At 44.3% G+C, this 26,121-nt stretch carries 18 protein-coding genes; 9 read left to right on the forward strand and 9 right to left on the reverse strand.

From position 1 onward, the window contains the following. The 6 genes from ACVBIO_RS03755 to ACVBIO_RS03780 form a co-directional block, all read right to left on the reverse strand. The gene (locus tag ACVBIO_RS03755) at window positions 1-2,052 is read right to left on the reverse strand and encodes a hypothetical protein (RefSeq protein WP_447172011.1); all 2,052 of its coding nucleotides are present in this window, start codon (window positions 2,050-2,052) and stop codon (window positions 1-3) included. Continuing rightward, window positions 2,052-3,797 carry a hypothetical protein gene (locus ACVBIO_RS03760; RefSeq protein WP_447172012.1) on the reverse strand — a complete coding sequence of 582 codons (1,746 nt, stop codon included), beginning with the start codon at window positions 3,795-3,797 and terminating at the stop codon, window positions 2,052-2,054. Before ACVBIO_RS03760 ends, ACVBIO_RS03755 begins: the two co-directional genes overlap by 1 nt. After that, window positions 3,790-5,112 (reverse strand): tyrosine-type recombinase/integrase, encoded by a 1,323-nt coding sequence (locus ACVBIO_RS03765; RefSeq protein WP_447172013.1) that lies wholly within the window; start codon window positions 5,110-5,112, stop codon window positions 3,790-3,792. The genes ACVBIO_RS03760 and ACVBIO_RS03765 overlap by 8 nt, the downstream gene beginning before the upstream one ends. 95 nt (window positions 5,113-5,207) lie before the next feature. Next, on the reverse strand, window positions 5,208-6,566 hold the full coding sequence (gorA, locus tag ACVBIO_RS03770) for a glutathione-disulfide reductase (protein ID WP_447172014.1): 1,359 nt from the start codon (window positions 6,564-6,566) through the stop codon (window positions 5,208-5,210). 283 nt (window positions 6,567-6,849) lie between these two features. Continuing rightward, a complete protein-coding gene (locus ACVBIO_RS03775) occupies window positions 6,850-7,386 on the reverse strand; it encodes a hypothetical protein (protein WP_447172015.1) in 537 nt (178 codons plus the stop codon). Between the two features lie 221 nt (window positions 7,387-7,607). Next, window positions 7,608-8,390 carry a hypothetical protein gene (locus ACVBIO_RS03780; protein ID WP_447159028.1) on the reverse strand — a complete coding sequence of 261 codons (783 nt, stop codon included), beginning with the start codon at window positions 8,388-8,390 and terminating at the stop codon, window positions 7,608-7,610. 274 nt (window positions 8,391-8,664) lie between these two features. Here ACVBIO_RS03780 and prlC point away from each other — a divergent pair, with 274 nt between their 5' ends. Both prlC and ACVBIO_RS03790 read left to right on the forward strand, forming a co-directional pair. Next, complete coding sequence (prlC, locus tag ACVBIO_RS03785; protein WP_447172016.1) at window positions 8,665-10,704, forward strand: oligopeptidase A; 2,040 nt, start codon at window positions 8,665-8,667, stop codon at window positions 10,702-10,704. A 128-nt stretch (window positions 10,705-10,832) separates the two neighbouring features. Beyond that, the gene (locus ACVBIO_RS03790; RefSeq protein WP_447159026.1) at window positions 10,833-11,405 is read left to right on the forward strand and encodes a thioesterase family protein; all 573 of its coding nucleotides are present in this window, start codon (window positions 10,833-10,835) and stop codon (window positions 11,403-11,405) included. Window positions 11,406-11,466: 61 nt separating this feature from the next. Here ACVBIO_RS03790 and ACVBIO_RS03795 read toward each other — a convergent pair whose 3' ends face one another. Further along, a complete protein-coding gene (locus ACVBIO_RS03795) occupies window positions 11,467-12,114 on the reverse strand; it encodes a glutathione S-transferase family protein (RefSeq protein ID WP_447169137.1) in 648 nt (215 codons plus the stop codon). Between the two features lie 195 nt (window positions 12,115-12,309). On the opposite strand from ACVBIO_RS03795, the gene ACVBIO_RS03800 reads away from it, so the two are divergent. The 3 genes from ACVBIO_RS03800 to ACVBIO_RS03810 all read left to right on the forward strand — a co-directional run bounded on the left by ACVBIO_RS03800 (window position 12,310) and on the right by ACVBIO_RS03810 (window position 17,702). Continuing rightward, a complete protein-coding gene (locus ACVBIO_RS03800; protein WP_447172017.1) occupies window positions 12,310-12,999 on the forward strand; it encodes a DNA-3-methyladenine glycosylase I in 690 nt (229 codons plus the stop codon). A 362-nt stretch (window positions 13,000-13,361) separates the two neighbouring features. Then, window positions 13,362-14,513, forward strand: a complete 1,152-nt coding sequence (locus tag ACVBIO_RS03805) for an efflux RND transporter periplasmic adaptor subunit (RefSeq protein WP_447163071.1) — start codon at window positions 13,362-13,364, stop codon at window positions 14,511-14,513. A gap of 9 nt (window positions 14,514-14,522) precedes the next feature. Next, window positions 14,523-17,702, forward strand: a complete 3,180-nt coding sequence (locus ACVBIO_RS03810) for an efflux RND transporter permease subunit (protein ID WP_447159023.1) — start codon at window positions 14,523-14,525, stop codon at window positions 17,700-17,702. A 613-nt stretch (window positions 17,703-18,315) separates the two neighbouring features. On the opposite strand, the gene yfcE is transcribed toward ACVBIO_RS03810, so the two are convergent. Then, on the reverse strand, window positions 18,316-18,873 hold the full coding sequence (yfcE, locus tag ACVBIO_RS03815; protein ID WP_447159022.1) for a phosphodiesterase: 558 nt from the start codon (window positions 18,871-18,873) through the stop codon (window positions 18,316-18,318). Window positions 18,874-19,096: 223 nt separating this feature from the next. On the opposite strand from yfcE, the gene ACVBIO_RS03820 reads away from it, so the two are divergent. Further along, the gene (locus ACVBIO_RS03820; protein ID WP_447159021.1) at window positions 19,097-20,470 is read left to right on the forward strand and encodes a permease; all 1,374 of its coding nucleotides are present in this window, start codon (window positions 19,097-19,099) and stop codon (window positions 20,468-20,470) included. Window positions 20,471-20,920: 450 nt separating this feature from the next. Here the strand turns inward: ACVBIO_RS03820 and ACVBIO_RS03825 are convergent, their stop codons facing one another. Further along, a complete protein-coding gene (locus tag ACVBIO_RS03825; RefSeq protein WP_447159020.1) occupies window positions 20,921-22,540 on the reverse strand; it encodes an AbgT family transporter in 1,620 nt (539 codons plus the stop codon). A 1,069-nt stretch (window positions 22,541-23,609) separates the two neighbouring features. On the opposite strand from ACVBIO_RS03825, the gene ACVBIO_RS03830 reads away from it, so the two are divergent. From ACVBIO_RS03830 to ACVBIO_RS03840, 3 genes are all read left to right on the forward strand, one after another. Further along, a complete protein-coding gene (locus tag ACVBIO_RS03830; RefSeq protein ID WP_447159019.1) occupies window positions 23,610-24,179 on the forward strand; it encodes a LemA family protein in 570 nt (189 codons plus the stop codon). Between the two features lie 170 nt (window positions 24,180-24,349). Continuing rightward, the gene (locus ACVBIO_RS03835; RefSeq protein ID WP_447172018.1) at window positions 24,350-25,372 is read left to right on the forward strand and encodes a DUF3137 domain-containing protein; all 1,023 of its coding nucleotides are present in this window, start codon (window positions 24,350-24,352) and stop codon (window positions 25,370-25,372) included. Next, complete coding sequence (locus ACVBIO_RS03840; RefSeq protein WP_447169094.1) at window positions 25,369-26,118, forward strand: lytic transglycosylase domain-containing protein; 750 nt, start codon at window positions 25,369-25,371, stop codon at window positions 26,116-26,118. The genes ACVBIO_RS03835 and ACVBIO_RS03840 overlap by 4 nt, the downstream gene beginning before the upstream one ends. Window positions 26,119-26,121: the final 3 nt, after the last annotated feature.

The raw sequence follows: 26,121 nt of genomic DNA on the forward strand, positions 1-26,121 counted from the left end.
TTAAACCCTAACAATGTTTAGCTCTGCCTCAAAAGGCACGAATTCGATATCAAAATCACACATGACTTTTTCTGCGGCTCTCACCTGAGTTATATAATGACTGCGCTCACTCACTTCAATGTCATTACTTTCAGCATTCATGTAAGCGGTTAAGCTGCTGTGCTTTCGCTTCCACCATTGGGCTTGCTGCTCATCAATGATACTACTCCCAGAACTGCAATCTACGCAAAATTGAGGGGCAACCACACCATCCATATCGCAATCATAACCGGATTTGCAATAGCTGTGTAAGGAGCCATGTAGCGTTAGCTTTCCGTCTTTAACTGCTCGATAGATCACTTCCCAAGAGCTATAAATGGTTGGCACATTATCACGCATTTTCACTATCGCTTTTCCGTGTGATCCGGATAGTTTGTCATCGGAATGCCATTGTTTAAATATTTTATTAGCGGTGGTTTCAGCGTTGATGTTATTAAGCATCGCTTTTATTTTGTCATCCACGATAAGGCTACGATAACTGGCTAGTTTGCCACCGTTAGTGTACCACTCTGTCATTGCAAGATAGAGGTGTTTAAATTGCTGCTTAAGAGCAACTGTTGTGCCCAAACGGTTCTTGATGCAATAGAACGCCAGAGTTCGTCGAAATTGGTGGGATGTTAAATGCCACAGCTCCCCGACTTTTATAGTTTTTTTAATTTTCTCATGAGACTGAGGGTTGGAATCTAGACACTCTTGATAATCTTCTTCTGCCACAATGAAATTAAATTGCTTGCAGAATCGATGAAGGCGTTGATTCCAATTATGTATTAATATAGGCGGCTTCGAGCGAAAAGTTTGATTGACCCAGATGGAATTGGTGTATTTTTTGTCTGGGTAATTTGCTTCTTGTCGCCTCTTATCGGTCAGTGTTGTCATTAGCTCAATTGCTGTTTTTGATGAGCTTGCTGTTACCCATGTTTCTCGCCTTTCACCAAGTTTAAAGGTATGAGATTGAAGCATGTGATAATCTCGACCTTCAAAGGTATCTTTGTAATAGCTGTTAGGTGTCAGTTTATCTAGCTCTGAATCTCGCATACCACTAAAGCCTCCACACACGATGTAGCTTGATGTGATTAATTGACTTAAATACCTCTGAAAATCATTGCTGTTTTTAAGTGGTGTATTAGGCAGTTTTTGTGCAAGAGGCGCAATAATATTACTCGCTTTTTGTGGTTGACTGAGGCTAATTGCCTGTGCGTATTTTTGGGTATCTATCTTGCCATTAGGTAGCATAGGATTGAATGTAGAGCCGTTTTTAATTTTTTCATCAACAGTTCGTTTCCGTTCAAGGTAGTTCTCTTGGAGAGCATTTTCAGTTTGGGCAATCAACTGCCTATATGGGTGCGCTTCTTCAATCAGTTCAATGGCTTTGCCGTAAATAGCATGACACAACCGCTCTGGTATCGTGAAGGTTTGCTGGCTTTCTATCTCGTTCAATTTTTTAGCTAAAACTTGACTTTCTATTGTCTTATTGAACCCATGATTGACCTTGTGCCATGATGTAAACTTAATCACAGCATTGATACTGACAAAACACTTCACTATTGAGGATTGGGCAAATTTACTTTCCACTAAATACGTTTCAAAATCATCCCAAATAGAGGGTTTAGAAAGAGACTGTATGGAGTTGCAATTCTGCTCCGCTAGATAGCGGTATGCTTTATTAATGTCACTGACTCTGGAGTTAAGCCCTGAAAACTTGAGTGCTTTTCGACCTTGTGGGCTTTTATTGAATAACCACCCATAGGTGAATAATTTTAATTCTCGTTGCAACTCTGGGTGGCTATCTAAGTGTTTAAAATTAAGTTTGTTCTTGCTTTTTTTTCGAGAAAACGGAAGGCAATCCCAATCGCTGTCGCTGAAAGTGGCCGTCACCTTTCCTGATTCATCCTTGCAAATAACAACCGCATCCAACTCATCAAATCGTCCCTCATGATAAAGCGTGACAACATCAATTTGTAGCACTTGATTCTTCTTGGGAAAGTCACCTGAATATAAGTGTTTTACTGGCATTATACGCTCTCATTTTTGCTGTTAGTAGCTAAATAAAGGATCGATTCAGGCTCATCCCATGCCGGGTGAAGGCCATCATTATTCAGTTTTTCTTCTGCCTGTTTCAAGATTTTGGTATTAATATTGGGGAGAATTTTAGAGTCGATAAACGCCATGACCTCTTCAAAGTTTTTACGGTAGTGATGTGCATCTAAATGCAAGTAAAGCGATTCTTCAATACACGTTCTGAACGACAATAAGCACCATATATCCGCAACTGATTGGACAATAACTTGACTAGGACAACCAAAACATCCCAGTAAATTTGCACAAGCCAATCGCTCACCTTCTTTTGCTAACCCTTGTTTCTTAGCTTTCAGGGTGTACTTTTCCGATTGACTTCCAAAGGGGGTGCTGCAACTCCCCCCGTTGAGGGTGCGGCTGATATTAGGCATGTTAATAGCGCTCTCTTTGTCAATGACAAGCACATCAATGCCAATGTTATCTTTAGCCTGTTCTGTATCGACACTACTTCTTATTTGCTCTTCACGAATCGATAGGGTGTCTTGCATCATCCCATTATTGTTGTGTTTGTTTCCTTCGCTGTAATGTTTGCTTCGCACCTTCGGAGAGTTTCCAAGCATGATATCGTTTGTGACTTCGCTTTGGTGATAAGCAGTCAGTTGTGTGCCCGTTTCTCGAAATCGGCTTACAACAGGGCGCAGCCGTCGTCCTGTTTGGTCGATAAAGACAAAATGCTTTTCCATCCATTTTTTTAAAAAATCTTGCAGAGTAACGTTTTTGATGGGTTGCACCTTTTTCGAGGCTACAGTTTGCAGTAAAAGGGCACTTGCATCATCAGAAATCAACTTTGAAGCTTGAAGTAATTTCTCAAAGAAGTCTATTGAGTATTTCGGGATTTCCAGCTCATGTCCCCCCATTTCTATACGGATTGTTTTAAAGGCTCTGCGCTTAAAGGCTGGCATGGTATACCAGACTTCCCCTAGCGTTATGGAGGCATTTTCAGGTTGTTTCAACTTGAATAAGTCACTCGTATTTGCATAGGTGTAATACGCCATTAGAAATGTGCCTGCAACCATCATTTTAGAGATAGCTGCACAAAGCTTATAATCGCGGCCGTTCCAGTGAAAAATCATGGTCGCGTGACTTTTTTGCGCCTTGATATGCTTCTCTGGGTTACTCACAAATTGTTGATGAGTCTGTTTAAAAAGCGCTCGTAAAAAAGGAAGCATCTGCTTTAAATCGCTTCGTGTGTATGCTTCAAAGGGGGTTATGTCACTATGGTTTCGAACCAGAATATTTTCAAAATATGAACGAGGTAAATCCAAGTGCTGGGTGAAAATTGTCACCATTGTTGAGTGAGTCTGAGCATAACTTGAGCTTCGTATTTGCCCTAACATCACTCGTTCATTTTGGTGATCCATGTAACTTTCAAGTGAAGATTTGGTAAAAGCAGTAACATCCTCTTTGTCACACCATCGTAGATAATGGGATGTCTTGATAAATAAAGTGTAGAGAAAAGAGTGGCTCCCACCTTCCTCGATAGCTTCATCAAATTGAGCTTTCATTTGAAGGATAAAGCCTTCTCTATCAGAACCTTCAAAATCCCCCGCTTGTTGAAGAGCTTGGGTTGAGGGGATGTGCTTGAACAAAAAACGATTGAAATCTGCTTTGACGTTATCACCAGTATCGAGCTGAATGCACAGATCAGGATTCCACTTGTGTAAATATGTTACATTACTCACTGTCCACCTCTAACACTTCATGCATGATGCTATCTAAAATGCCAAATTTAACTTTGAATGCTTCTTTTCGTTTTAGGTAGCGCAAGTATTTCCAAGTGGTTGACTCGTTTTTATGCCCCATCCAGCTCATTAACAACTCCATAGACTCAACGATAGGCAAGCCAGCTTCAAGAAGGTCATGAAGTCGATATGTACCGTATGTCGAGCGAAAATCATGAAAGCGATGTTCAAATGTAGGATGCGCTTGTTTAATTTTTTTTCTTAGCTCAGACCACCTTGCTTCAATGGACTTTGGTGAAACGGGGTTGCCTTGCTCACTGACAAATAAAGGCTCATGGTTTAAGCAAAACTCTAACTTTTCGACCATTCCATGAGTCAATCCTTTTGTTGACGTTTCAAAATTATCTAGCTTGGCATTAAGCTTGTTTACTCGCTTTAATCGCCGGTTGGATGTACGGTAATCCTCTAATTCATTTAGTAGTGTTTTGGATATTTCGATTATTCGCTCTTTGGCGTATTTGGTTTGAACACCATTTCGATATGGAGATACAGTTATCTCATAGCGATGTTCAGATTCGGCAAGCGGTTTAGCAATATCAAGCGCATCGAGAGTTAATGTAGCAACCTCTTGAATTCGTAACCCTGTATCTATGGATATTAGGACTTGTAACCTGACTTCTTCCGATGCAAAAGGCAAATAGCTTATTAGTATAGATAAATCATCTTGGCTGAGTGGAGATAAAGGACGGATGTTTTTACTGTCACTATCTCTTGGTACTTTGATTCGTAAATCACTTGTTTGTACTGTGAAGCTTGGGGCGATATGTGCGAGCATGTCAGTACGCTTGATCGACACAAACTCCATCTTGAAAGGGGCTTCTTTTTCATTTTTAATCTTCAAATAACCATCGTGCATTAACCATTTATAAAAGTTAACGATTTGGTTTATTCGGACGCTAGCTGTGCTGTGTGCAAGCGCCCCCTTCTTGATTTGTTTTAATAAATGAGCTCGGAAAAGGTAAGTCGGTTTAAGTCTTTTGATGGGGGGGAATTTATTCCACTCCAACCCTTCACTCTCAAGGAACTGATAATAGGCTTGCAAGGCCTGAGCGCAAGGAGATAGGTCTTTAGCATCCTTTACTGCTTTTTGATAGAAAAGGTAGCTATTGGCTTCGTGATTGAATGAGCCATCTTGATTAAAAAGAGTTGGAAGGGAGCCAATGTTGCCATTAATGGGGGCACAGTGACAGTCGCTATTATTGATTGACAACTCTGTCTTTTTGTAGACATTGCTCGATTGAATTAAAAATGACATAAATCCACCTAGAAAGCCACTGGTTATACATACAGCATAGCCAGTGGTTAAATATTTTCCAGATTTATTTACGTGTGGAAGATGTTTTTCCTACACTAACCCGTCATAGTAACGAACTCTTCAGCACCCGTTGGGTGGATAGCCACAACAGCATCAAAGTCCGCTTTGGTTGCGCCCATCTTCATCGCAACGCCAAAACCTTGTAAAATTTCATCCATGCCGTAACCAATACCGTGAATACCCACAACTTTTTGGTCGTCGCCTGCACAAACTAGTTTCATCTTGCACGCTTGGCGATGAGCCGTTACCGCAGTGTACATTGAAGTAAAACCTGAGGTATAAACTGTCACATTGTCTTCGCCGAATTGGGCGTTAGCTTCTGGCTCGGTTAAGCCCATAGTGCCAATGGCTGGGTGACTAAATACTACGGTTGGAATTAGGTTGTAGTCCATCTTGGCATCTGTCATACCATTGAATAAGCGCTCTGACAGTAGACGACCCGCTTTAACGGCAACTGGGGTTAGCTCAACACCGCCAGCCATAATGTCGCCCACACAGTAGATGCCAGCGTCTGTGGTGTTTTGCTGCTCATCGGTGATTACATAACCTTTGGCATCTAACTTAACGTTAGTGTTTTCAAGGCCGATATTGCCTGTCGACGGTAGGCGGCCAATAGCCCAAATGAGGCAATCAACATCGTAGCTTTCGCCATTTTCAATCTTAAGCGTTAAACTGCCATCATCATTTTTGGTGACCGACTCTGGCGTGCTGTGAGTGTGTAGAGTTGGGCCGTCAATCGCCATCGACTCCATTAATGCTTCGCTTAGCATTGGGTCGAAATTACGTAGTGGTGCATGCTTACGTACAAATAGGTGGGTGTCGCTGCCAAGTGCTTGCAGTACGCCTGCCACTTCAACCGCAATGTAGCCTGCGCCGACAACGGCAACACGCTTAGGCTGCTCTGCTAATGCGAAGAAACCGTCAGAGTCGATACCGTGCTCGGCACCAGGAATATTTGGAATGGTTGCTGCGCCGCCAGTGGCGATCAAAATGTTATCGGCCGTGTAATGCTCACCGTTGACTTCGATGGTGCTTTTATCAACGAAACGACCGTAACCGCGTACTAGGGTAACGCCGTTACTTTCAAGGCCTCTGTCGTAAGAGCCATGAATACGGTCGATATAGGCTTCGCGGCTAGCAACTAATGTGCTCCAGTCAAACTTGTTGACGGTAACGTCAAAGCCATAGTCTTTGGCGTACAGGTGCATGGCTTCAGCGACTTGCGCGCCGTACCACATCACTTTTTTAGGCACACAACCCACATTGACACATGTGCCGCCGAGCTCTTTGGCTTCGATAAGCAGAACCTTGGCGCCACGCATAGCCGCTCTGTTAGCCGATGCAATACCGCCACTACCAGCGCCAAGACAGATATAATCAAAATGTTGAGCCATGTGTATCTCCAATAAAGTTGCGAACTGTTGGACAAAAGCAGATGAGTGGGGCTTTTGTACCTGTAATTATGATTAATCCGTGGGTTGTTTAAATCCGATAAACAAGCAATCACGAATTAATTTATTGGCTTTGTGCCAGTTCAAGAACGAACCATTGTAGAGGGAAAAATTTGATCCAGCTAGCCCTATAAATTATGAGCTAGATGACTTAAGTTTAGCGTTTTGAAAGCCCGCATCATTGGCAATGCTATCGGGGGCGGTGGCTGCGTTTAAGTTGTTTGTGTTAGCGTTTATGCTGACAGTTTCCGTGGTCACTCTGATCCGGTCCCTCGGCGCCGCATTTCATGCATTCCCATTCGCCTTGTCTGACGCTTAACTCTTGTTGGTAGTGGCGATTGCGTGAGTTGACTCCAGAGCTTAAGTTGCGTTCTAGGCTGTTCATGCGGCCATTAAGCCAGCGACAACCAGGATCGTTGGCTACCTTGCTGCGACTGGCAAGTTGTTGTTTACGGCTTTGAGGTTTGGCTTTTTTTGTTTTTGTTTTGTTAGTCTTGCTGTTTTTAGCATTGGCTGGCGAAGAGGCTGCAATGGCGGGGGCTGAGTAATTAAAGTGACTCTGGGTTTCGCTGGGGACAGTTATCGGCTGTCCTTTATCATTAAGCACGCTGCCTAAGTCGAGTGAAGGCCTATCTTGTTCATTGTGAGAATTAGGCTTATTGCGAGAGGTTGGTTTACTGCTAGAGATAAGCTCACTGCAATAGCTTGTCTGGCTATATAAGATGATAAGTGTGGCTATCAATAGACGAGATAGAAGTAACATTCCCTGTTCCTCTGTAGCAAGATTAGCGTCCGTGTAATCTCATATGTGTTTGTATCAGTGTTCGTATCAGGATATTGAATTGCTCCAGCTTGAATAAGTGTTATCAAGCAAGAGCACAAGCGGTTAGCTGCTCAGTAATGAGTATAGCTGACAATATTTTTTCAGTGCGGCTTGCTTGGGTTTATTCATAGCGACCCGCTAGGTGTTATTAACGGTATCGCCTAGAAATTCCAGCTCAGGTGCAGGCCTGCAAAGGTTTCATCTAGGCTGCCCGTAATGCCATCATTACGCGCTTCTAACTTTATGTCTTCTTGAGCTATGGTGTGGCTGATATGACCTGATAAGACAAGGTTATTAGGCAGTTGGTATTCGGCTTCAACACCAAACTGAAAATGGTTCGGGCCATCATGTTCTTCGGTGACGTATTGAAAGTCAAAGCTTTGGGTGACATATGGACTAACCGTTAAGCCTTCGGCCAACTCCCAATTGCTATGCAGGCTGACTTCAACAAAATAGCCTGCAGCTTCGGTAGAATAGGTGTAACTCACAGAAGGAATTAACCACTCAACAGCTGTGTATTCCAATGAGCTAAACAGTTCATTGTCATGGGCGCGCTCGTCGCCATAAAACTCTAAACGCTGATAGCCGACGCTACCGCTTAAGTTTTCGCTGAGCTGAAAACCATATTCAATACCAAAGTTCCATTCGATATAGTTTTGGCTGTCCCCACGACCTACGCTGGCATACAGATTAAGGTTATCTTTTTGTACTGCGGCAGTCGCCCAGTAAATGCCACCTTTGTCTAGGTTATTACGGCCTTCTGAGATGTATTTTGAGTCCCAGCCTAGATCGATAAGCCCCTGAACTTGTCCGCTATCATCAAGTGCTCGCTTTTCGATGATTTTAGTATTGTGCGAATCATCGATATTGGGCGCTTCATCAGCAAAGGCAGCAGTACTGATTAATAACGACAATAAGACTGTGCATCGGCTCGTTTTTATCATGTGTGAACTCAAAATTTTGGCGAAAGAAATTGACCTCTCGCATACTAGATTTAAACGCAAGAATGTAAATGATAATGGCTCGTATTTGCGATCTGGTTTGCAGTATCGTTAGCGCATAAAATTTGTGCTGAAAAGTTTGACTTTCGTCATGGTAAATCGATTTTCCAGCTGTTAGAGCTGACAATCTTTACAAAGAATTATGGGCTAAATATTGAATAAGGCCTCATTAGCCCTTATCTCTTAAGTATCAACATAGAATGTTAAGGAATCATCAATGAGCAATCCTTTGCTAAACAGCAACAAGCTACCGCCTTTTTCAAGTATTAAGCCAGAACATATTCAGCCAGCTGTCGAGCAAGGTATTGACGATTGTCGTCAAAAGATCGAACAAGTATTGGCTAACCAAGATCCGTTTACCTGGGACAATTTAGTTGCACCGCTAGAAGAGGTTGATGATCAACTGGGTAAAATCTGGTCACCTATTTCGCACATGAATTCGGTTGTTAGCAGCGAAGAGTGGCGTAAAGCCCATGATGCTTGTCTACCATTACTGTCTGAGTACGGTACATTTGTGGGTCAGCATCAGGGGCTTTATGAAGCCTACAAGTCACTTGCTGAGTCGGCAGAGTTTGCTCACTACTCCCAGGCGCAGAAGAAGTTGATTGAAAATAGTCTGCGCGACTTTGAATTATCAGGTATTGGCTTAAGCGATAGTGACAAGTTGCGTTACGGCGAGCTTGTGAAGCGAATGTCAGAGCTAACCAGTCAGTTTTCTAATCAGTTATTAGATGCCACGCAAGCTTGGACTAAGCTTATCACCGATGAAGCGCAGCTTAACGGTTTGCCTGAGTCAGCTGTTGCAGCAGCAAAGGCAATGGCCGAAGCAAAAGAGTTAGATGGTTGGTTATTTACACTAGATTTTCCATCATACCTACCTGTGATGACTTACAGTGAAAACCGCGAACTGCGCGAAGAGTGTTATCGCGCTTTCGTTACGCGTGCATCGGATCAAGGTCCAAATGCTGGTGAGTTTGATAATGGCCCATTAATGGATGAAATTTTGGCTTTGCGCCATGAGCTTGCAAATCTGCTTGGTTTCGACAGCTACGCTGATAAGTCATTAGCGACTAAGATGGCAGAGTCTCCTGTGCAAGTACTCGACTTTTTAACCGAACTTGCAGCTCGCTCTAAGACTCAAGGTGAGACTGAGCTTGCAGAGCTAACTGAATTTGCAGAGAAAGAGTGCGGTGTAACTGAACTTGAGGCTTGGGATCTAAGTTTCTACGCTGAAAAGCTTAAGCATCATAGATATGAGATCTCGCAAGAGTTACTGCGCCCTTATTTCCCTGAAGACAAAGTCTTATCAGGTTTGTTTTATACCGTATCGCGCCTATTTGGCCTAAAGGTTGAAGAGCAAAAAGAGTTTGATACTTATCATAAAGACGTACGCTTTTTTAATATCACTGACAGCAATAATGAGCATCGTGGTAGTTTTTATCTCGACCTTTATGCTCGTGAAGGTAAACGTGGCGGTGCTTGGATGGATGATTGCCGAGCGCGTCGCATGACAGAAAATGGCTTACAAGATCCTGTGGCTTATTTAACCTGTAACTTCAATGCGCCAGTGGCAGGTAAGCCTGCACTGTTTACCCATGACGAAGTCACGACTCTGTTCCATGAGTTTGGCCATGGTATTCACCATATGCTGACTAAGATTGATGTGGGTGGCGTGTCGGGTATTAGCGGTGTGCCTTGGGATGCGGTTGAGTTGCCTAGTCAGTTTATGGAGAACTGGTGTTATGAGGAGGAAGCCTTAGCTGAGATCTCTGGTCACTATGAAACAGGCGAGCCTTTACCAAAAGCCATGTTAGATAAGATGCTAGCGGCGAAGAACTTCCAGTCAGGCATGATGATGTTGCGCCAGCTTGAGTTCTCACTGTTCGATTTTAAGATGCACCTTGAGTTTGACCCAGCTAAAGGCGCTGAAATTCAACAAAAGTTAGATGAAGTACGTGAGCAAATTGCAGTGATCAAGGCCGCTGAGTTTAACCGTTTCCAGCATAGTTTTGCCCACATCTTTGCCGGTGGTTATGCGGCAGGTTATTACAGCTATAAGTGGGCCGAAGTCCTTTCTGCTGATGCATTCTCACTGTTCGAAGAGCAGGGGATCTTTAACCCTGAAACAGGTAAGCGCTTCCTAGAAAATATCTTAGAGATGGGCGGTAGCGAGGAGCCTATGGAGCTATTTAAGCGTTTCCGTGGTCGTGAACCGCAAACTGACGCTTTGCTTAGACATAGCGGTATTACCGGTTAGTCATTAACTGGCAAGATTATTAAAGGCGCTTTTAGCGCCTTTTTTATTTGAGCTGGTTCACACTTGTGATCTGGTATGACCTCTGTTAGCCTTTCGGCTCTTTCCAAGGATGTTAGGTGGTATTGTCAATGAATCTGTATTTTAGGCTATTTTGGTTATTTTTATGGCGTACGCGTCATTGTCAAAAAATCGGATTTTTAGACACCAGCACATTGTCATATCGCGCCCTGCCAAGTGACTGCGATGTTAACTTTCATCTTACCAATTCTCGTTACCCGGCTTTTATGGATCTTGCTCGCACCTACATGATGGCGGAGATGGGATTTTTGAAACGATTTTTAAAGTTAGGTTGGATGCCGATCGTCAATGCGGCGGAGTTCACCTACATTCGCGATATTAAGCCGTTCGCTAAGTTTGAAATTGAAACCAAGCTGGTGGGCTGGGATGAAAAGTATTTTTATATTGAGCAGCGTTTCGTTAGCGAGCGAGGCTTACATTGCATTGCCCATGTACGCGGAGTGTTTGTCTGTAAAGGTAAGCAAGTTGCCATAACCACCATGCTGGAAGAGGTTGGCTTTACGCAACCGGCGCCGCCAATGCCAGCAGAGGTGGTCAAATGGAAAGCATTTTTACAGCTTAAGAAAGAATGTAATTTACCAGTTAAGCCGAGTGAGACGATAGAATTTAAAGCGGCCAGCTAAGTGCCGTTAGTTGTTAGCTACTAAGTGCTGTTAGTCGCTAACTGCAGTCAGCGCCACTGAGCTAGGTATGACTAAAGCGCTCACTTTGGCCTAATGTGGCGTGAGTGAGCTCTATCTCTTCGATGGTTTGCACTACAGACCCCCTTAGTTTTGCCTGGATCCAGTAGCGACCAATATGCTGATAATCGAGCAGGTGTAGTTTCTTTTCTAAGGTTTTCAAGCAGGGGATCAGCGCGCAGTCTGCCAAGGTAAAACTGTCACCACATACCCAATGGTTGCTCGCGAGTCGCTTATCGAACTCTTCCAATATCGCAAGCACCGCTTTTTCTAAATGTTTGGTGTAAATCTGATCATGGCTGGTCTCGCGGGCCTGTAACCACTCTTCAATGCTTCTGTCTAATCGATTATCGCTGAGTCTGTCGTAGAACCTGACATATAAGGCTTGCATCTTGTCGATAGGAATAAGCTGGGTGCCAGAGCTGATATAGTTATCCAGATACTCGATAATGATGCTGGCATCGCTAAAAGACTCCCCAGACTTGAGTTGCAAAGTAGGGAGCTGCCCTGACGGGTAAAGACGAATAAAATTGCGTCGATGAAAAACATCAGTGAGATCTATGACGTGCGGATAAAAATTTGCCTGTTTTTCATAGAGGGCGATAAGTGTTTTTTGTGACTGGCGCGCCAGTGGGTGGTAATACAGATCCATATCCAATATCGGTTCGTAATTTTAAGGATTACTATTAACCTTAGTCGCTAACCCTTGGACTCTCAATGCTGCAGACTCTGGCTTGAGGCCGATAGCTGTGTGATTGGGATAAAGCATCGGGTCACATCGATCGTTTAGTGAATATAAGCAAAAGGTTAATCCGTTAGCGATAGAGTTTAAATAACGAGAGAGAATATGAGCCAAATCGAAAAGTTTGCCGCTATTTACGCTAGAGCATCACAGCGAAAGGGCGGGGATGAAGGACTAGAAGCGCTGCTACCAGGCAGTTTGTCACCTCAAGAGTTGACTCAATATAGTGATGCACAATTGCTATCTGAACTCAGCAAAAAGGTGTTTCAAAGTGGCTTCGTATGGCGGATTGTAGAAGCTAAGTGGCCTGAATATGAGCAGGCCTTTTTCGGTTTCGAGCCCTTTAAGGTATTGATGTTGTCTCCAGAGCAGCTACAAGAACGCGCCAGTGATCCCAAGTTAATACGTCACCTTAAAAAAACCATGGCGATCTATGACAATGCTCATATGGTCAACGATCTTGCGGCTATACACGGCAGTTTTGCCAAGTATATTGCAGACTGGCCGAGCGATAATATCACCGGACTCTGGGCTGAACTTAAACGCAAAGGCACTCGTCTTGGGGGCAACACCGGTCCTTATTTTTTGCGCGCTATGGGCAAAGATACCTTTTTGTTAACCAATGACGTACAAGGCTATTTAAAGAGTCAAGGTCTAGTGGATTATGGCTTTAGCTCAAAAGCTGGATTAAAGCAGGTGCAAGATGTGTTTAATCATTGGCAACAAGAGTCAGGGCGCAGTCTAGCCGATATCAGTAGAGTCTTAGCTTGCAGTGTTGGCGATAATCGAATTTAAGCTTCAACCTGATTATTTTTGATTTAATCTTGTTGACATAAAATCCTTATAAATTAAATGTTAATGCTGTTCCGATGTTAATGTGGCCCGCGATGCACAGGCTTGCCTTAACCTGGGGGTAACATGTTTTGCTTGTTATTACTCTTGTTAACATCTGGTAAACACATGCAGCTGATTTCATGCGTAAATTTTCATTAACTTACAATTTAAACTGGGAGTTTTTCTTGTTGACTCGCGGACATTGTGAGATAAAGGTCCGTTATATATTTGACAAAAAATTATGCTTCCAAAGGTGGGTTTGACGGCACTTTCTGCTTTCAAAAATTTGATTACCGAGTAGATGGCTTTTATTAGGAGTTCTCATGCGGCAAATAGTGAAAATTGCCTCTGTTTTAAGTGTGGCGTTATGGATAAGTGGCTGTGAGCAAAAACCTGAACAAGGGCCTCAGCAGCGTGGACCAATGGAAGTCGGTACGATAACTATCGCCACTAAACCTCAATCAATTATGGTTGAATTACCGGGCCGTAGTAAGTCTTATTTGGAAGCGGAAGTACGTCCACAGGTAAGCGGTATTATTATGGAACGCGGCTTTGTTGAAGGTAGAGATGTCGAGAAAGGACAATCTCTATATCAAATAGAGCCATCGACCTATGAAGCTGCACTGGTGAGTGCCAAGGCTGATCTTACTAGTGCAGAAGCTGGCTTAGTATCGGCTAAAGCAAAGGCACAGCGTTTTGAGAAGCTAGTAGAGCTTAATTCAATCAGTGAACAAGATTATGATGAAGCAGATGCGGCTTACAAAGAAGCATTAGCGCGTGTAACGGTTGCTAAAGCGGCAATCAATACTGCACAAATTAATCTAGAGTACACCAAAGTAACAGCACCAATCTCTGGTCGTATTGGTAAGTCTGACGTGACTGCTGGTGCACTTGTTACTGCAAATCAGAGCCAAACATTGGCGACGATTCAGCAACTTGACCCAATGAATATTGATATCGCTCAATCGAGCACGCAGATGTTGCGTCTTAAGTCTCAACTAAAGCGTGGTCAAATTGAAGCAGCAGCTAATGCCAATGTTGAGCTGATCCTTGAAGACGGTACGCCTTATGGTCAAACCGGTGTGTTGCAGTTCTCTGAAGTGACAGTAAACGAAAACACAGGTTCAGTAATTATCCGTGCAGAGTTTCCTAACCCTGACGGTGTGTTGATGCCAGGCATGTATGTGCGTGCGGTATTAAACACAGGTACCGATCCTGAAGCGATTTTAGTGCCGCAAAGAGCGATTACCCGTAATACCAAGGGTGAAGCCGTTGCTATGGTTATCGAAGATGGCAAGGTTGCTGCGCGTATCGTTACTACGGCAGAGGTTATTGATAACCAATGGCGTATTACCAGCGGTCTTAAAGCCGGTGATGAGCTAATCGTTGAAGGCCTGCAAAAAATTCGTCCGGGTGCCCCTGTTAAAGCGGGTCCTTTGGTTGCTGATAAGAAACCTGAAACACAACAGAAATAGGGCAGAGTTATGGCACGTTTCTTTATCGATCGCCCAATTTTTGCATGGGTGATCGCTATTATTGTGATGCTGGCAGGTGTGCTCTCTATTGTGGGCCTACCCGTATCTCAGTACCCGAGTATTGCACCGCCGTCGGTTGTGGTTAGTGCTGTTTATCCTGGTGCGTCGGCTAAGACAATGGAAGACTCGGTAACTCAGGTTATTGAGCAGCGAATGACTGGTCTTGACAACCTTCGCTACATTTCATCGACCAGCGATAGCTTTGGTAATGCGCAAATTACCTTAACCTTTAACGCCGAAGCCGATCCTGATATCGCGCAGGTACAGGTGCAAAACAAGTTACAGCTTGCTCTGCCTCTACTACCGCAGGAAGTTCAGGCGCAAGGTGTTAACGTAACTAAGTCGAGCGCGGGTTTCTTGATGGTAGCCGCCTTCGTATCTGAAGACGGTTCACTGGATAAAAACGATATTGCCGATTACGTGGGCTCTAATATTCAGGATCCGCTAAGCCGTGTTCCGGGTGTGGGTACCATTGAGCTATTTGGTGCCCAGTACGCGATGCGTATCTGGCTTGATCCATTAAAGCTGACGCAATATAACCTAACCAGCCAAGATATTATTAGCTCTATCAGAGAGCAAAATGCGCAGGTATCGGCAGGTCAGTTAGGTGGTGCGCCATCGTTACCAGGCCAAGAGCTAAACGCGACTGTATCGGCTCAGAGCCGACTACAAACCGCTGAGCAGTTCCAAAAGATCATCATTAAAGCCGATACATCGGGCGCGAAAGTGTTCCTAGAAGATGTGGCTCGTGTTGAACTGGGCGCTGAAAGCTATGCAGTTGAGTCATTTTATAATGGCAAACCTGCAGCGGGTATCGGTATTCAGCTAGCAACGGGTGCAAACGCACTGGCGACTGCTGAAGGTGTACGTGCCAAGATTGCAGAGATGATGCCTTTCTTCCCTGAAGGGATGGAAGTGGTTTATCCCTACGACACCACGCCATTTGTTGAGAAATCAATTGAAGGTGTTGTGCATACGCTGCTTGAAGCAGTGGTATTAGTGTTCTTGATCATGTACCTGTTCTTACAGAACTTCCGTGCAACACTGATTCCAACCATTGCGGTACCAGTTGTACTTTTAGGTACCTTTGCGGTGTTGGCTGCAGCCGGCTTCTCTATTAACACCTTAACCATGTTCGCTATGGTACTGGCTATTGGTCTTCTGGTAGATGACGCGATTGTGGTGGTGGAGAACGTTGAGCGTGTGATGCAAGAAGAGGGCCTCAGTCCAATTGAGGCCACTAAGAAGTCGATGGATCAGATCACCGGTGCGCTGGTGGGTATTGGTCTAACACTGTCTGCAGTATTCGTACCTATGGCATTTATGTCTGGCTCAACGGGTGTGATTTACCGTCAGTTCTCAATCACGATTGTGTCGGCGATGGCATTGTCTGTGATGGTTGCGATTATCCTGACTCCTGCACTTTGTGCCACCATGCTTAAGCCGATTGCTAAAGGTGATAGCCATGCAAAAACCGGTTTCTTCGGTTGGTTTAACCGTAAGTTTGATGCGCTAACCTCTCGTTATGAAGCGAGTGTGGCGGCGATGATCAAGCGTGTAGGTCGAACTATGATGGTGTACCTAGCGATCACGGTTGCTGTGGGTTGGATCTTTATGCGTATGCCTACAGCATTCCTACCGGATGAAGACCAAGGGATCTTGTTTACTCAGGCTATTTTGCCAGTTAACTCGACTCAGCAAGAAACGAAAGAAGTACTTGAAAGAGTGTCTGACTTTTATCTAGAAGATGAAAGTGCCAGCGTTAAATCAGTATTTGCGGTTTCGGGCTTTAGTTTCGCCGGTAATGGCCAAAACATGGGTATTGCGTTCGTTGGTCTTAAAGACTGGTCTGAGCGTACTGAGCCTGGTCAAGACGTACAGTCGGTTGCAAATCGTGCCATGGGCATGTTCTCGCAGATGAAGGAAGCTTTCGTGTTTGCCTTCGTACCGCCAGCGGTAATCGAATTGGGTACCGCTAACGGTTTCGACTTCTACCTGCAGGATAAGAATGGCCAAGGTCATGACAAGCTAGTCGCAGCGCGTAATATGTTGCTGGGTATGGCGGCGCAGAATCCAAACCTAGTGGGCGTTCGTCCAAATGGTCAAGAAGATGCACCACTTTACCAGGTACATATAGACCATGGTAAGTTGCGAGCTTTAGGTATCGATATTGAGTCGGTTAACAGCGTGCTCGGCACTGCCTGGGGTGGTAACTACGTAAACGACTTTATTGATCGTGGCCGTATTAAGAAAGTATACGTTCAAGGTGAAGCTGAATATCGTATGCAGCCAGAAGATCTTGATTCTTGGTATGTACGCAACTCTAAAGGCGAGATGGTTCCTTTCTCAGCCTTTGCTTCAGGCACCTGGGGCTATGGTTCTCCACGTCTAGAGCGTTTCAACGGCCTACCAGCGATGAATATTCAAGGTGGTACAGCGGAAGGTTACAGTACTGGTGCGGCGATGGATGATATCGAAGCCATGGTTAAGAAGCTGCCGCCAGGATTTGGTATCGAGTGGAACGGTCTTTCTTATGAAGAACGTCTATCTGGTAACCAAGCGCCAATGCTATATGCTTTGTCGATTGTGGTGGTATTCCTCGTACTAGCAGCGCTTTATGAAAGCTGGTCAGTTCCATTTGCGGTTATCCTGGTTGTGCCTCTGGGTATTATTGGTGCGCTACTTGCGATGAATGGTCGTGGTTTACCAAACGACGTATTCTTCCAGGTGGGTCTACTGACAACCGTAGGTCTAGCGACCAAGAACGCCATCTTGATTGTAGAATTTGCTAAAGAGTTCTACGAGAAAGGCGCTGGTCTTGTTGAAGCAACACTACACGCGGTTCGAGTGCGTCTACGTCCAATTTTGATGACGTCTCTAGCATTCGGTTTAGGTGTTGTGCCGCTAGCGATTAGTAATGGTGTAGGCTCTGGTAGCCAGAATGCTATTGGTACATCGGTACTAGGCGGTATGATGAGCTCGACCTTTATGGGGATCTTCTTTATCCCAATCTTCTTCGTGATTGTTGAGCGTATCTTCAGTAAGCGCGAACGAGATGCAGCTAAAGCGATTAAAGCAGAAGGCAGAGCAGCTAAAGCGGAAGCTAAGGCAGCGAAAGCTAACAAATAACCTTAGGGTTATATCGTTAACGCGCTAAGACTAAAAAGCCCAGCATCTGCTGGGCTTTTTGTTGTCTTAAAGATAGAGCGCTCGCAGGCTCGCTGCGAGGACCTAGGTTCTAGGACGCCAACAAGTTGGCTGCTAGGAAAGCTAAAAGATAGAGCACTCGCAAGCTCGTTGCGAGGACGGTGCTGCGCACCTACGAGGACCTAGGTTCTAGGACGCTAACAAGTTGGCTGCTAGGAAAGCTAAAAGATAGAGCACTCGCAAGCTCGTTGCGAGGACGGTGCTGCGCACCTACTAGGACCTAGGTTCTAGGACGCCAACAAGTTGGCTGCTAGGAAAGCTAAAAGATAGAGCACTCGCAAGCTCGTTGCGAGGACGGTGCTGCGCACCTACGAGGACCTAGATTCTAGGACGCCAACAAGTTGGCTGCTAGGAAAAGCTAACAGCTTAAAAGTTAAAGCCTACTCGTAGTACTTGGAATCTTTTGGTTGTTGCTTTCCTAGGGCCTAGCACCTCGCACCTAGGACCTATCTTTTAATCTTTCCGTCTTGGCCTTTTCTAGAAGCGACAAGGTCGCGCTCTCGCAGGGCGAAGCCCGATCTCGTTTCTGCTTTTCCTACAATCTGTGTCGTACCGGGCAGCTTAGTAACAGCTCATCGTTATCGAGTGCGCGCACTTGGCACTCGGTGTCTGTGATTAAGCCGTATGAAGCTCGACCATCATTGCGTGGAATTGTGGTTGAACCGGGGTTGAACAGCAGTATATTGTCGCGATATTCAGCAACCGGTATGTGAGTATGGCCATAGACGAGTCCATCACCCGTTTGAAGTGCTGGCAGTTTGTCAGGGCTATAAATATGGCCGTGGGTCAGGAATAGACGCATTTGTGGTAGTAATACCTGAGCAAAGCTTGCGCTCATTGGAAATAGCAGCAGCATCTGGTCGACTTCACTGTCGCAATTGCCGCGAACTGCGATGATTTTATCTGCATAGAGATTCAGCGCTTCAGCTACTGCAACGGGATCATAGCCTTCTGGAATGGCGTTACGAGGGCCGTGATTAAGCAGATCTCCAAGCAAAACAAGATAACGTGCGTTGGATTGTTCAAACCGGGCCAACATGGCTTGTGTGGCTGAAAGGGAACCGTGTAAATCAGAGGCGATAAAGAGTTTCATAAACTATGCCTAGAGAGATAAAACAGCTGCTAAATATAACCTGTTACTCGATAAATCTAGTAATTAATTAGATTTAATGACAAAAAAGCGATGGATCAATTTGGGTGAACTAAAATAACAACTAACTATTATGGTGAAGCCGTTTTCTTCCTCCTTAGCCGTAATGATTAGCGCTAGCCAACGTTGTTACCGTAGTAAATGTTCCCGAATTAATAGAGGCAATATGATGCAGAGTTTCTTTGAACTAATCTTGCATGTTCTTAGTACCTTAAGTGGTATGGTGTGGCAAATTTATTGGCCGCTGGCCTTTGGTTTAATGCTGTCGTCTGTACTGCGTAATATTTTGCCCCTTGATGTCGTTGTAAAGCACTTAGGCAGAACCAATGGAACCAGTCTCCTGCTTACCACGCTTTTGGGGATGGTCTCGTCTTCTTGTTCATATGCTGCGGCCTCACTGTCTAAAACACTACTGATTAAACACGCTACATTGCCTAATGCCATGGCTTTTTTAGTGGCAAGTACCAATCTGATTTTGGAAATGTTTATCGTCTTAGTGTCGTTGCTTGGTTGGCAGTTTTTGTGGGGTGAGATAATCGGCGGCCTGTTACTTATTGTCATAGTGGGCTTTATTTTCCGTTTCTATCCTAAAGAGCAGTCTCGGGCATTACGTGACAAGTTGTTGGCTGAAGAGAAAGGTGTTTCGACTGAAATGAAATGTGGTGAGACCATGCCCGGTATGGCTGCTGCAAGTTCAACATCAACCTCAGCCGCTAACCCAAGTCCAATCGCTAGTCCAGCCCCTAGCTCAAGTTCAAGCTCAAACGTAAACAAGAGCGCTACAGAGATGAAGTGCGGTGCAGATATGCCTGAAATGGCTAAAGCAGACCCAAGCACTGGGCCTACTCCAAGCTCAACCCCTGGTTCAAACGCAAACAAGAGCGCTAAAGAGATGAAGTGCGGCGCAGGGAAATGTGGTGCGGATATGTCAGGCTCTAGTGCGGCACATAATGCGGCGGAGCCGAGTTATATGGACAAGGTTCGTCGCAGTGCGGGTTACTTCTGCATGGATATCGGCATGATAGGTAAAGATATCGTTATTGGGGTGGTCATTTCTTCGGTATTGATTGCCTTAGTGCCTGCAGACTGGTGGCGAGAGTTGTTTATCAGTAGTCAGACTAGCCTGCCCGCATGGATACATTCCTTATTAGATGTACTCATAGGTATCTTTGTGGCTGTGATTGCCTATGTATGCTCTGTTGGTAACTTATTATTGGCGGCAGCCTTGTGGCACGGCGGTATTTCATTTGGTGGTGTAATGGGCTTTATTTTGGCAGATGTGCTAACTATTCCTATGCTGCGAGTGTATGCCAAATATTACGGCACCAAACCTGCACGTTGGATGGGAGCGCTGTTATTTTTGAGCATACTGGCGACAGGGCTTATTATTGATTTAATTTATATGCATGTGGATTGGTCAGCGTCGAAGGAAGCCATTCGTACTTTGCATCAAAGCGGCTTTGGTTGGAATTTCACTACCATGATGAATGTTATTTTTGTCCCGCTATCGATTTGGTATTACCGTTTAGGTAAGAGCTAGGAAGGTACTAGGTTCTAGATACTAGGGCGTTCGCAAGCTCACTTCTAGGAGATAGATCCTAGGACGTTCGCAAGCTCACTGCGAGGACGCCAACAAGTTGGCTGCTAGGAAAAGCGTAAAGATAACAGCGTTACATCTTTGCTTTACTGTCTCAGCTTTTCCTAGGGCCTAGAACCTCGCACCTAGGATCTATGTTTTAAGCTTTACTGTCTCAGCTTTTCCTAGGCCCTAGAACCTCGCACCTAGGATCTATGTTTTAAGCTTTACTGTCTCAGCTTTTCCTAGGACCTAGGGTCTCGAACCTAGGGCCTAGGATCTATGTTTTAAGCTTTACTGTCTCAGCTTTTCCTAGGGCCTAGAACCTCGCACCTAGGATCAATGTTTTAAGCTTTACTGTCTCAGCTTTTCCTAGGACCTAGTACCTCGAACCTAGGTCCTATCTTTTACCTTCTAAGGCGTATAATACGTGGCAGCTCCAGGACCTACTGGCAGGCCAAATACAAACACCCAAAGAAAGAAGAAACAGGTCCATCCGATAAAGAACACAATCGAGTATGGCAGCATGGTGGCGACCAAGGTTCCGATCCCGAGGTTTTTCTTATACTGAGATGCGACGGCCAAGATCAGACCAAAGTAACTCATCATCGGGGTGATAAGGTTGGTCACCGAATCACCGATTCGATAAGCCGCTTGAATAGTTTCTGGTGCGTAACCTACCAACATCAACATAGGTACAAAGATAGGCGCGGTAACGGCCCACTGTGCAGAGGCGCTGCCGAGCATCAAGTTGATAAAGCCACACATCATAATAAACAGCACAAATACTAATGGTCCGGTTAAGCCGACTGCATTTAAGGCATCTGCGCCAGATACGGCAAGTACTGCGCCTAGATTAGTCCACTTAAAGAAGGCGACAAACTGCGAGGCGAAGAATACCAACACAATATACATCCCCATGCTGCTCATGCTGCTAGACATGGCGTTAATCACATCAATATCGCGCTTCATGGTGCCCACAACACGGCCATAAACGAGGCCTGGAATGGCAAAGCAGATAAAGATAAATGCCACGATCCCCTTTAAGAAAGGAGAGCCGGCCACTAAGCCTGTCTCCTGGTTTCTTAATGGTGCGCCTTCAGGAATGATGGTGAGCGCTAACACTGCTGACATCACCAAAACCGTTAGTCCCGCGACCTTTAATCCTCTCTTTTCTAGAGCGCTAACCGTATCCATTTTCTGCTGGCTAAGATCGATTGCTGCTTCACTCACATCATATTTACCTAACTTAGGCTCAACGATTTTTTCGGTAACGAGTGCGCCAAGGAAAGTGATTAAAAAAGTGGAGACAAACATGAAGTACCAGTTTACTTCGGGGCCTACAAGGTAGTCAGGGTCGATCATCTGCGCCGCAGCTTCAGTGATCCCCGATAGTAATGGGTCTACGGTGCCAAGTAATAAGTTCGCGCTATATCCGCCCGATACGCCAGCAAAAGCGGCTGCGAGTCCGGCAAGTGGGTGGCGACCTAAGGAGTGAAATATCATCGCCGCCATTGGGATTAACACCACGTAACCCAGCTCTGATGCGGTATTAGAGACGATACCGGCAAACACCAATGTGAGGGTGACTAAGCGTTTTGAGGCTCCCATCACGAGTAAGCGCATAGCGGCAGATAGCAGGCCTGAACGGTCAGCTATGCCAACACCAAGTAGGGCAACAAGTACTGTACCTAGTGGGGTGAAGCCTGTGAAATTGGTCACCAAATTAGACACTATCAGCCTTAAGCCTTCGCCGTTCATCAGGCTGACAACATGGATAAGTCCATCGCTATTGCGGCCCGATGCGCCTTCTGGTCTTGGGTCAACAACGGTTAATTCGAAATAGCCTGCTATGCCACTTATTACCACAACAGCAGCACAAAACATGGCAAATAGGGTGATAGGGTGAGGCAGTAAGTTACCGAGTCGCTCAACCACGTTTAGGAAGCGAACAAACCAGCCATTAGGTTTGTTATTGGGAGCTGAGGGGAGATCGTCGGACAAGGGCAAACTATCGCCGTTATTGGTGCTCATAATATCTTCCTTCAAAGTAAGTTCTTTATTTTGTTGTTTTTATTTTAATTTTCTTCGACTCGAGTGACTACAAATGAGCACTGTTTTGTTAAGCCGATGTGGCATGATGGATAAGAAAAATTAATTAAACCTTAAATCGGCTCATTTGTTGTTAGCGTAGTTTGCCGTAATCGTGAGTGCCAGTGCGGCTTTGCAGGATTTTAAACTTGAATTAAGGAGGAGGTATTTAGCGAATTTTAGGCAAAAAAAAGGACTCATTTGAATGAGTCCAAAAGGGATTGATTAACAATATCCGTTGGGATTGAGATTACTATAGCTAGGGTTAGCTGTATCAAAGCTGAATGGGTAAAACGACTTGGGTTAACAGTTGTTAATCTTAGATGTTGCTAAGTGTTTTTAAGTGTAATTCCCTGATATTAGAGGGTTGCGTGCAGTTGTTTAGATAAAAAAAATGGACTCATTTAAATGAGTCCAAAAGGGATAGATATTGGGGGTGTCCGTTAGAAGCGTGATTACTATACCTAATACTATAGCTAAAGTTAGCTGTATCTAGACTGAATAAGTACAGGGTAATGTTGTCGCTCACTTTTATCTGCTGCTTGGTGTGGGCAGTTAGTGGCTGCTTGGCTTAAATGCCCAAAAGAATACAAATAAATAAGTAAGCTCAAAGTTAAATAAAAATACTGATTAGTTTGCCTGTTAGGGCATATTAGTTTGCAAAATACTCGAGATAACTTTTGAGGTGTTCAAAAAATAATAGACTGCTATTTGTGTTTAACTACTGATTTTAAACAGTATTAGTTTTTGTGGTGAACAGAGAGTGTACGGCCGCTAAGATTTTACTCTTGCTTGAACCATTAAATGGATAAAGGTGGCATTAGTAGATGTTTAGTTAGCGTTTTTTGACCGAATTTATAAGAGTTTGTTGTGGATTAGGTTAAAAAGTGACGCTATTGAAGGCTAGCAAATGTCGGTAGAAGCTGGATTTCGTTCCTCAAATAAGTAACAGTAAGAGCCATAAGGAAATAGCGAAGCCATTTTAATAAAAAAAAATAGATAGGAAATACAAATGGAAGGGATATTGTTGGGGTTAGGTCTAGTCGTGATTATTGGCTACTTATGGTATGTGAGCTTAATTAAAAAGCGTAATACGGGACGAGAAGCTTTATCAGGCATAGATGTTCAGCTGAAGAAGCGTTCTAACCTAGTACCTAATATTCTCAAGATCGCACAAAAGTATATGGATCATGAGAAGTCGTTACTAACAGAGATCACCGAGTTACGCACCTTGGCAACTAAGCGCTATAACGATACCGATCCTACAGCCGTTAAATCCCATCTAGAAGTCGCTGAAAAGCTGAATCAAAAAATGTCGCAGTTAATGGTCAGTGTTGAAAATTATCCTGACCTTAAATCAGACAATACCATGCTGCAAGCAATGCAAACCTATAACGAAGTGGAAGCGCAGCTTTCTGCGGCGCGTCGCTTCTATAACTCGGCAGTGTCTGAGCTTAATACTGCAGTTGAAATTTTTCCCGGCTCTATTATTGCCTCAATGGCCAGCGTCAAGGTGATGCCTTTTTATGAAGCCGATGAGGCGTCAACAGCCCCTGTAGATGCCAGTGATTATTTAAAATAACTGATTACTTAAAATAACTGATTACTTAAAATAACTGATTACTTAAAATAACTGATTATTTTAAGTAATCAGTTATTTGAAGTAATTGGGACTTTTCAGTAATAGCCGCAATTCATATCAGCATTGCGGTGATGGCTGTTACTGAGATCATCGGAGTACATGAGTACAATATGAACCTCATTAGTTTTCTTTTTGGCGCATCGATAAAGCCTATCCGTAACAGTAATAATTTAGTTGCCGCCCCTGCTGAGATTGCCGAGTTTAAGCAATACTATCAGCAACACCTTGAGCCCCTGACAAGCAAATTTGAAAATGCGCGTGTTGCCAGTCTGCAGTCTTGTCGTCAGCGTTTATATCTTTGCAGTGCTATTTATCTTAGCGTTGCCGCGCTGGCATTTCTGTTTATGCCTTACTTGAACACTACAGATCCTTTGATGATTTACCTTATCGGGTTAGTGGTGCTCGCGCTGCCGTTTGCCTGGTGGGTGTTTAATCCGATTAAGCATTATAAAAGCGATGTAAAGCAGAGGATCTACCCGCTAATTTTTAAGTATTTTGGCCATGATTTTATTTTTAGTCCTGATCATAAGATGAGCCTAGCAGCGCTTAAAGCCTCAAAGCTGCTGCCTTATTATGATGCTGCTAACTTTGAAGATTATGTGCAGGGGACTTATAAGAATACGGAGATCGCTCTTAATGAGCTGCACCTTACCAAGCAGATTAAGCGCGATAAAAATACTGATACGGTCACCGTGTTTAAAGGAGTGATGATTGAGCTAAGCAGTCACAAAGGCTTTCGTGGGCATACGGTTGTGGTTAAGACTCGCGGCGGTTTAGTGAACTTTCTATCTGATTCTTTTAAGGGACTAGAGCGGGTAAAATTAGAAGATCCCATCTTTGAAAAGCAGTTTGATATATTTTCTACTGACCAAATTGAGGCGCGTTATCTCTTAACTGTCACTTTTATGGAGCGATTGCAGGCGTTATCGGCAAGTTTTGATAACAAGATCCAATGTGCTTTTTACCAAAATAAGCTGCTTATCATGCTCGGCAGTAAAGATAATCGCTTTGAAATGGCTTCGATATTTAAAGCGGCAACCTTTGAATATGAATTTAGTCAGATAAATAAAGAGATGAAGCAGCTTTTTGCTATAGTCGACGTACTGCAATTAGATCAATCGACCGGATTATGATTAAGCAAGGATCGCTCGTTAGTTTACTGTTTTTTTTAGCTGTTACTGTGCAGGCCGAGGTTCAGACTTTGGGGCAGAAGCCACATTTTGTGGCTAATCCATCAAATAAAAGTGTGTTGGGGAAAACCATTGAGGTTAACGAAACTACCACAGGGTTAACTCATACATTAACTAGCGCCAATGTCATCAGCAATAGCCGTGCTCAAGGTGAGAAGGTTTATCATTACCGCACGACTACTGGCGTGTTGGTATTTAGCGATCATGCTCCGCAGCAGGGGCATTATCAGGTTCTACTGTTTGATTGTTACGCCTGTAAACCAGAATCAAATATTAATTGGAAATCGATCCCGCTATTTACCTCTCAATACCGGCTACAAATAGCCAGTGCGGCCAAGGCTTATCACTTAGAGCCTGCATTGATCCGCGCCGTTATCCATGCTGAATCCGCCTTTAAATCGGCAGCGGTATCTAAAACTGGCGCTCAAGGCTTGATGCAGCTAATGCCGGCAACCGCAAAAGAGCTAGGGGTGAGCGATGCATTTCATCCAGAGCAAAATATTGATGCTGGCAGCCGTTACTTAGCGCAGTTACTTAAGCGTTTTAATGGTGATATTAGTTTGGCATGCGCCGCTTATAATGCAGGCGCCTCAAGGGTAGACCAATACAATGGTGTACCGCCTTACCCTGAAACTCAAGCCTATGTTGAGCGAGTGCAGATATTGTTAAAGCGCTACCGTAGCAGTTAGCGC

It is taken from the genome of Shewanella sp. 0m-8 (assembly GCF_052977265.1).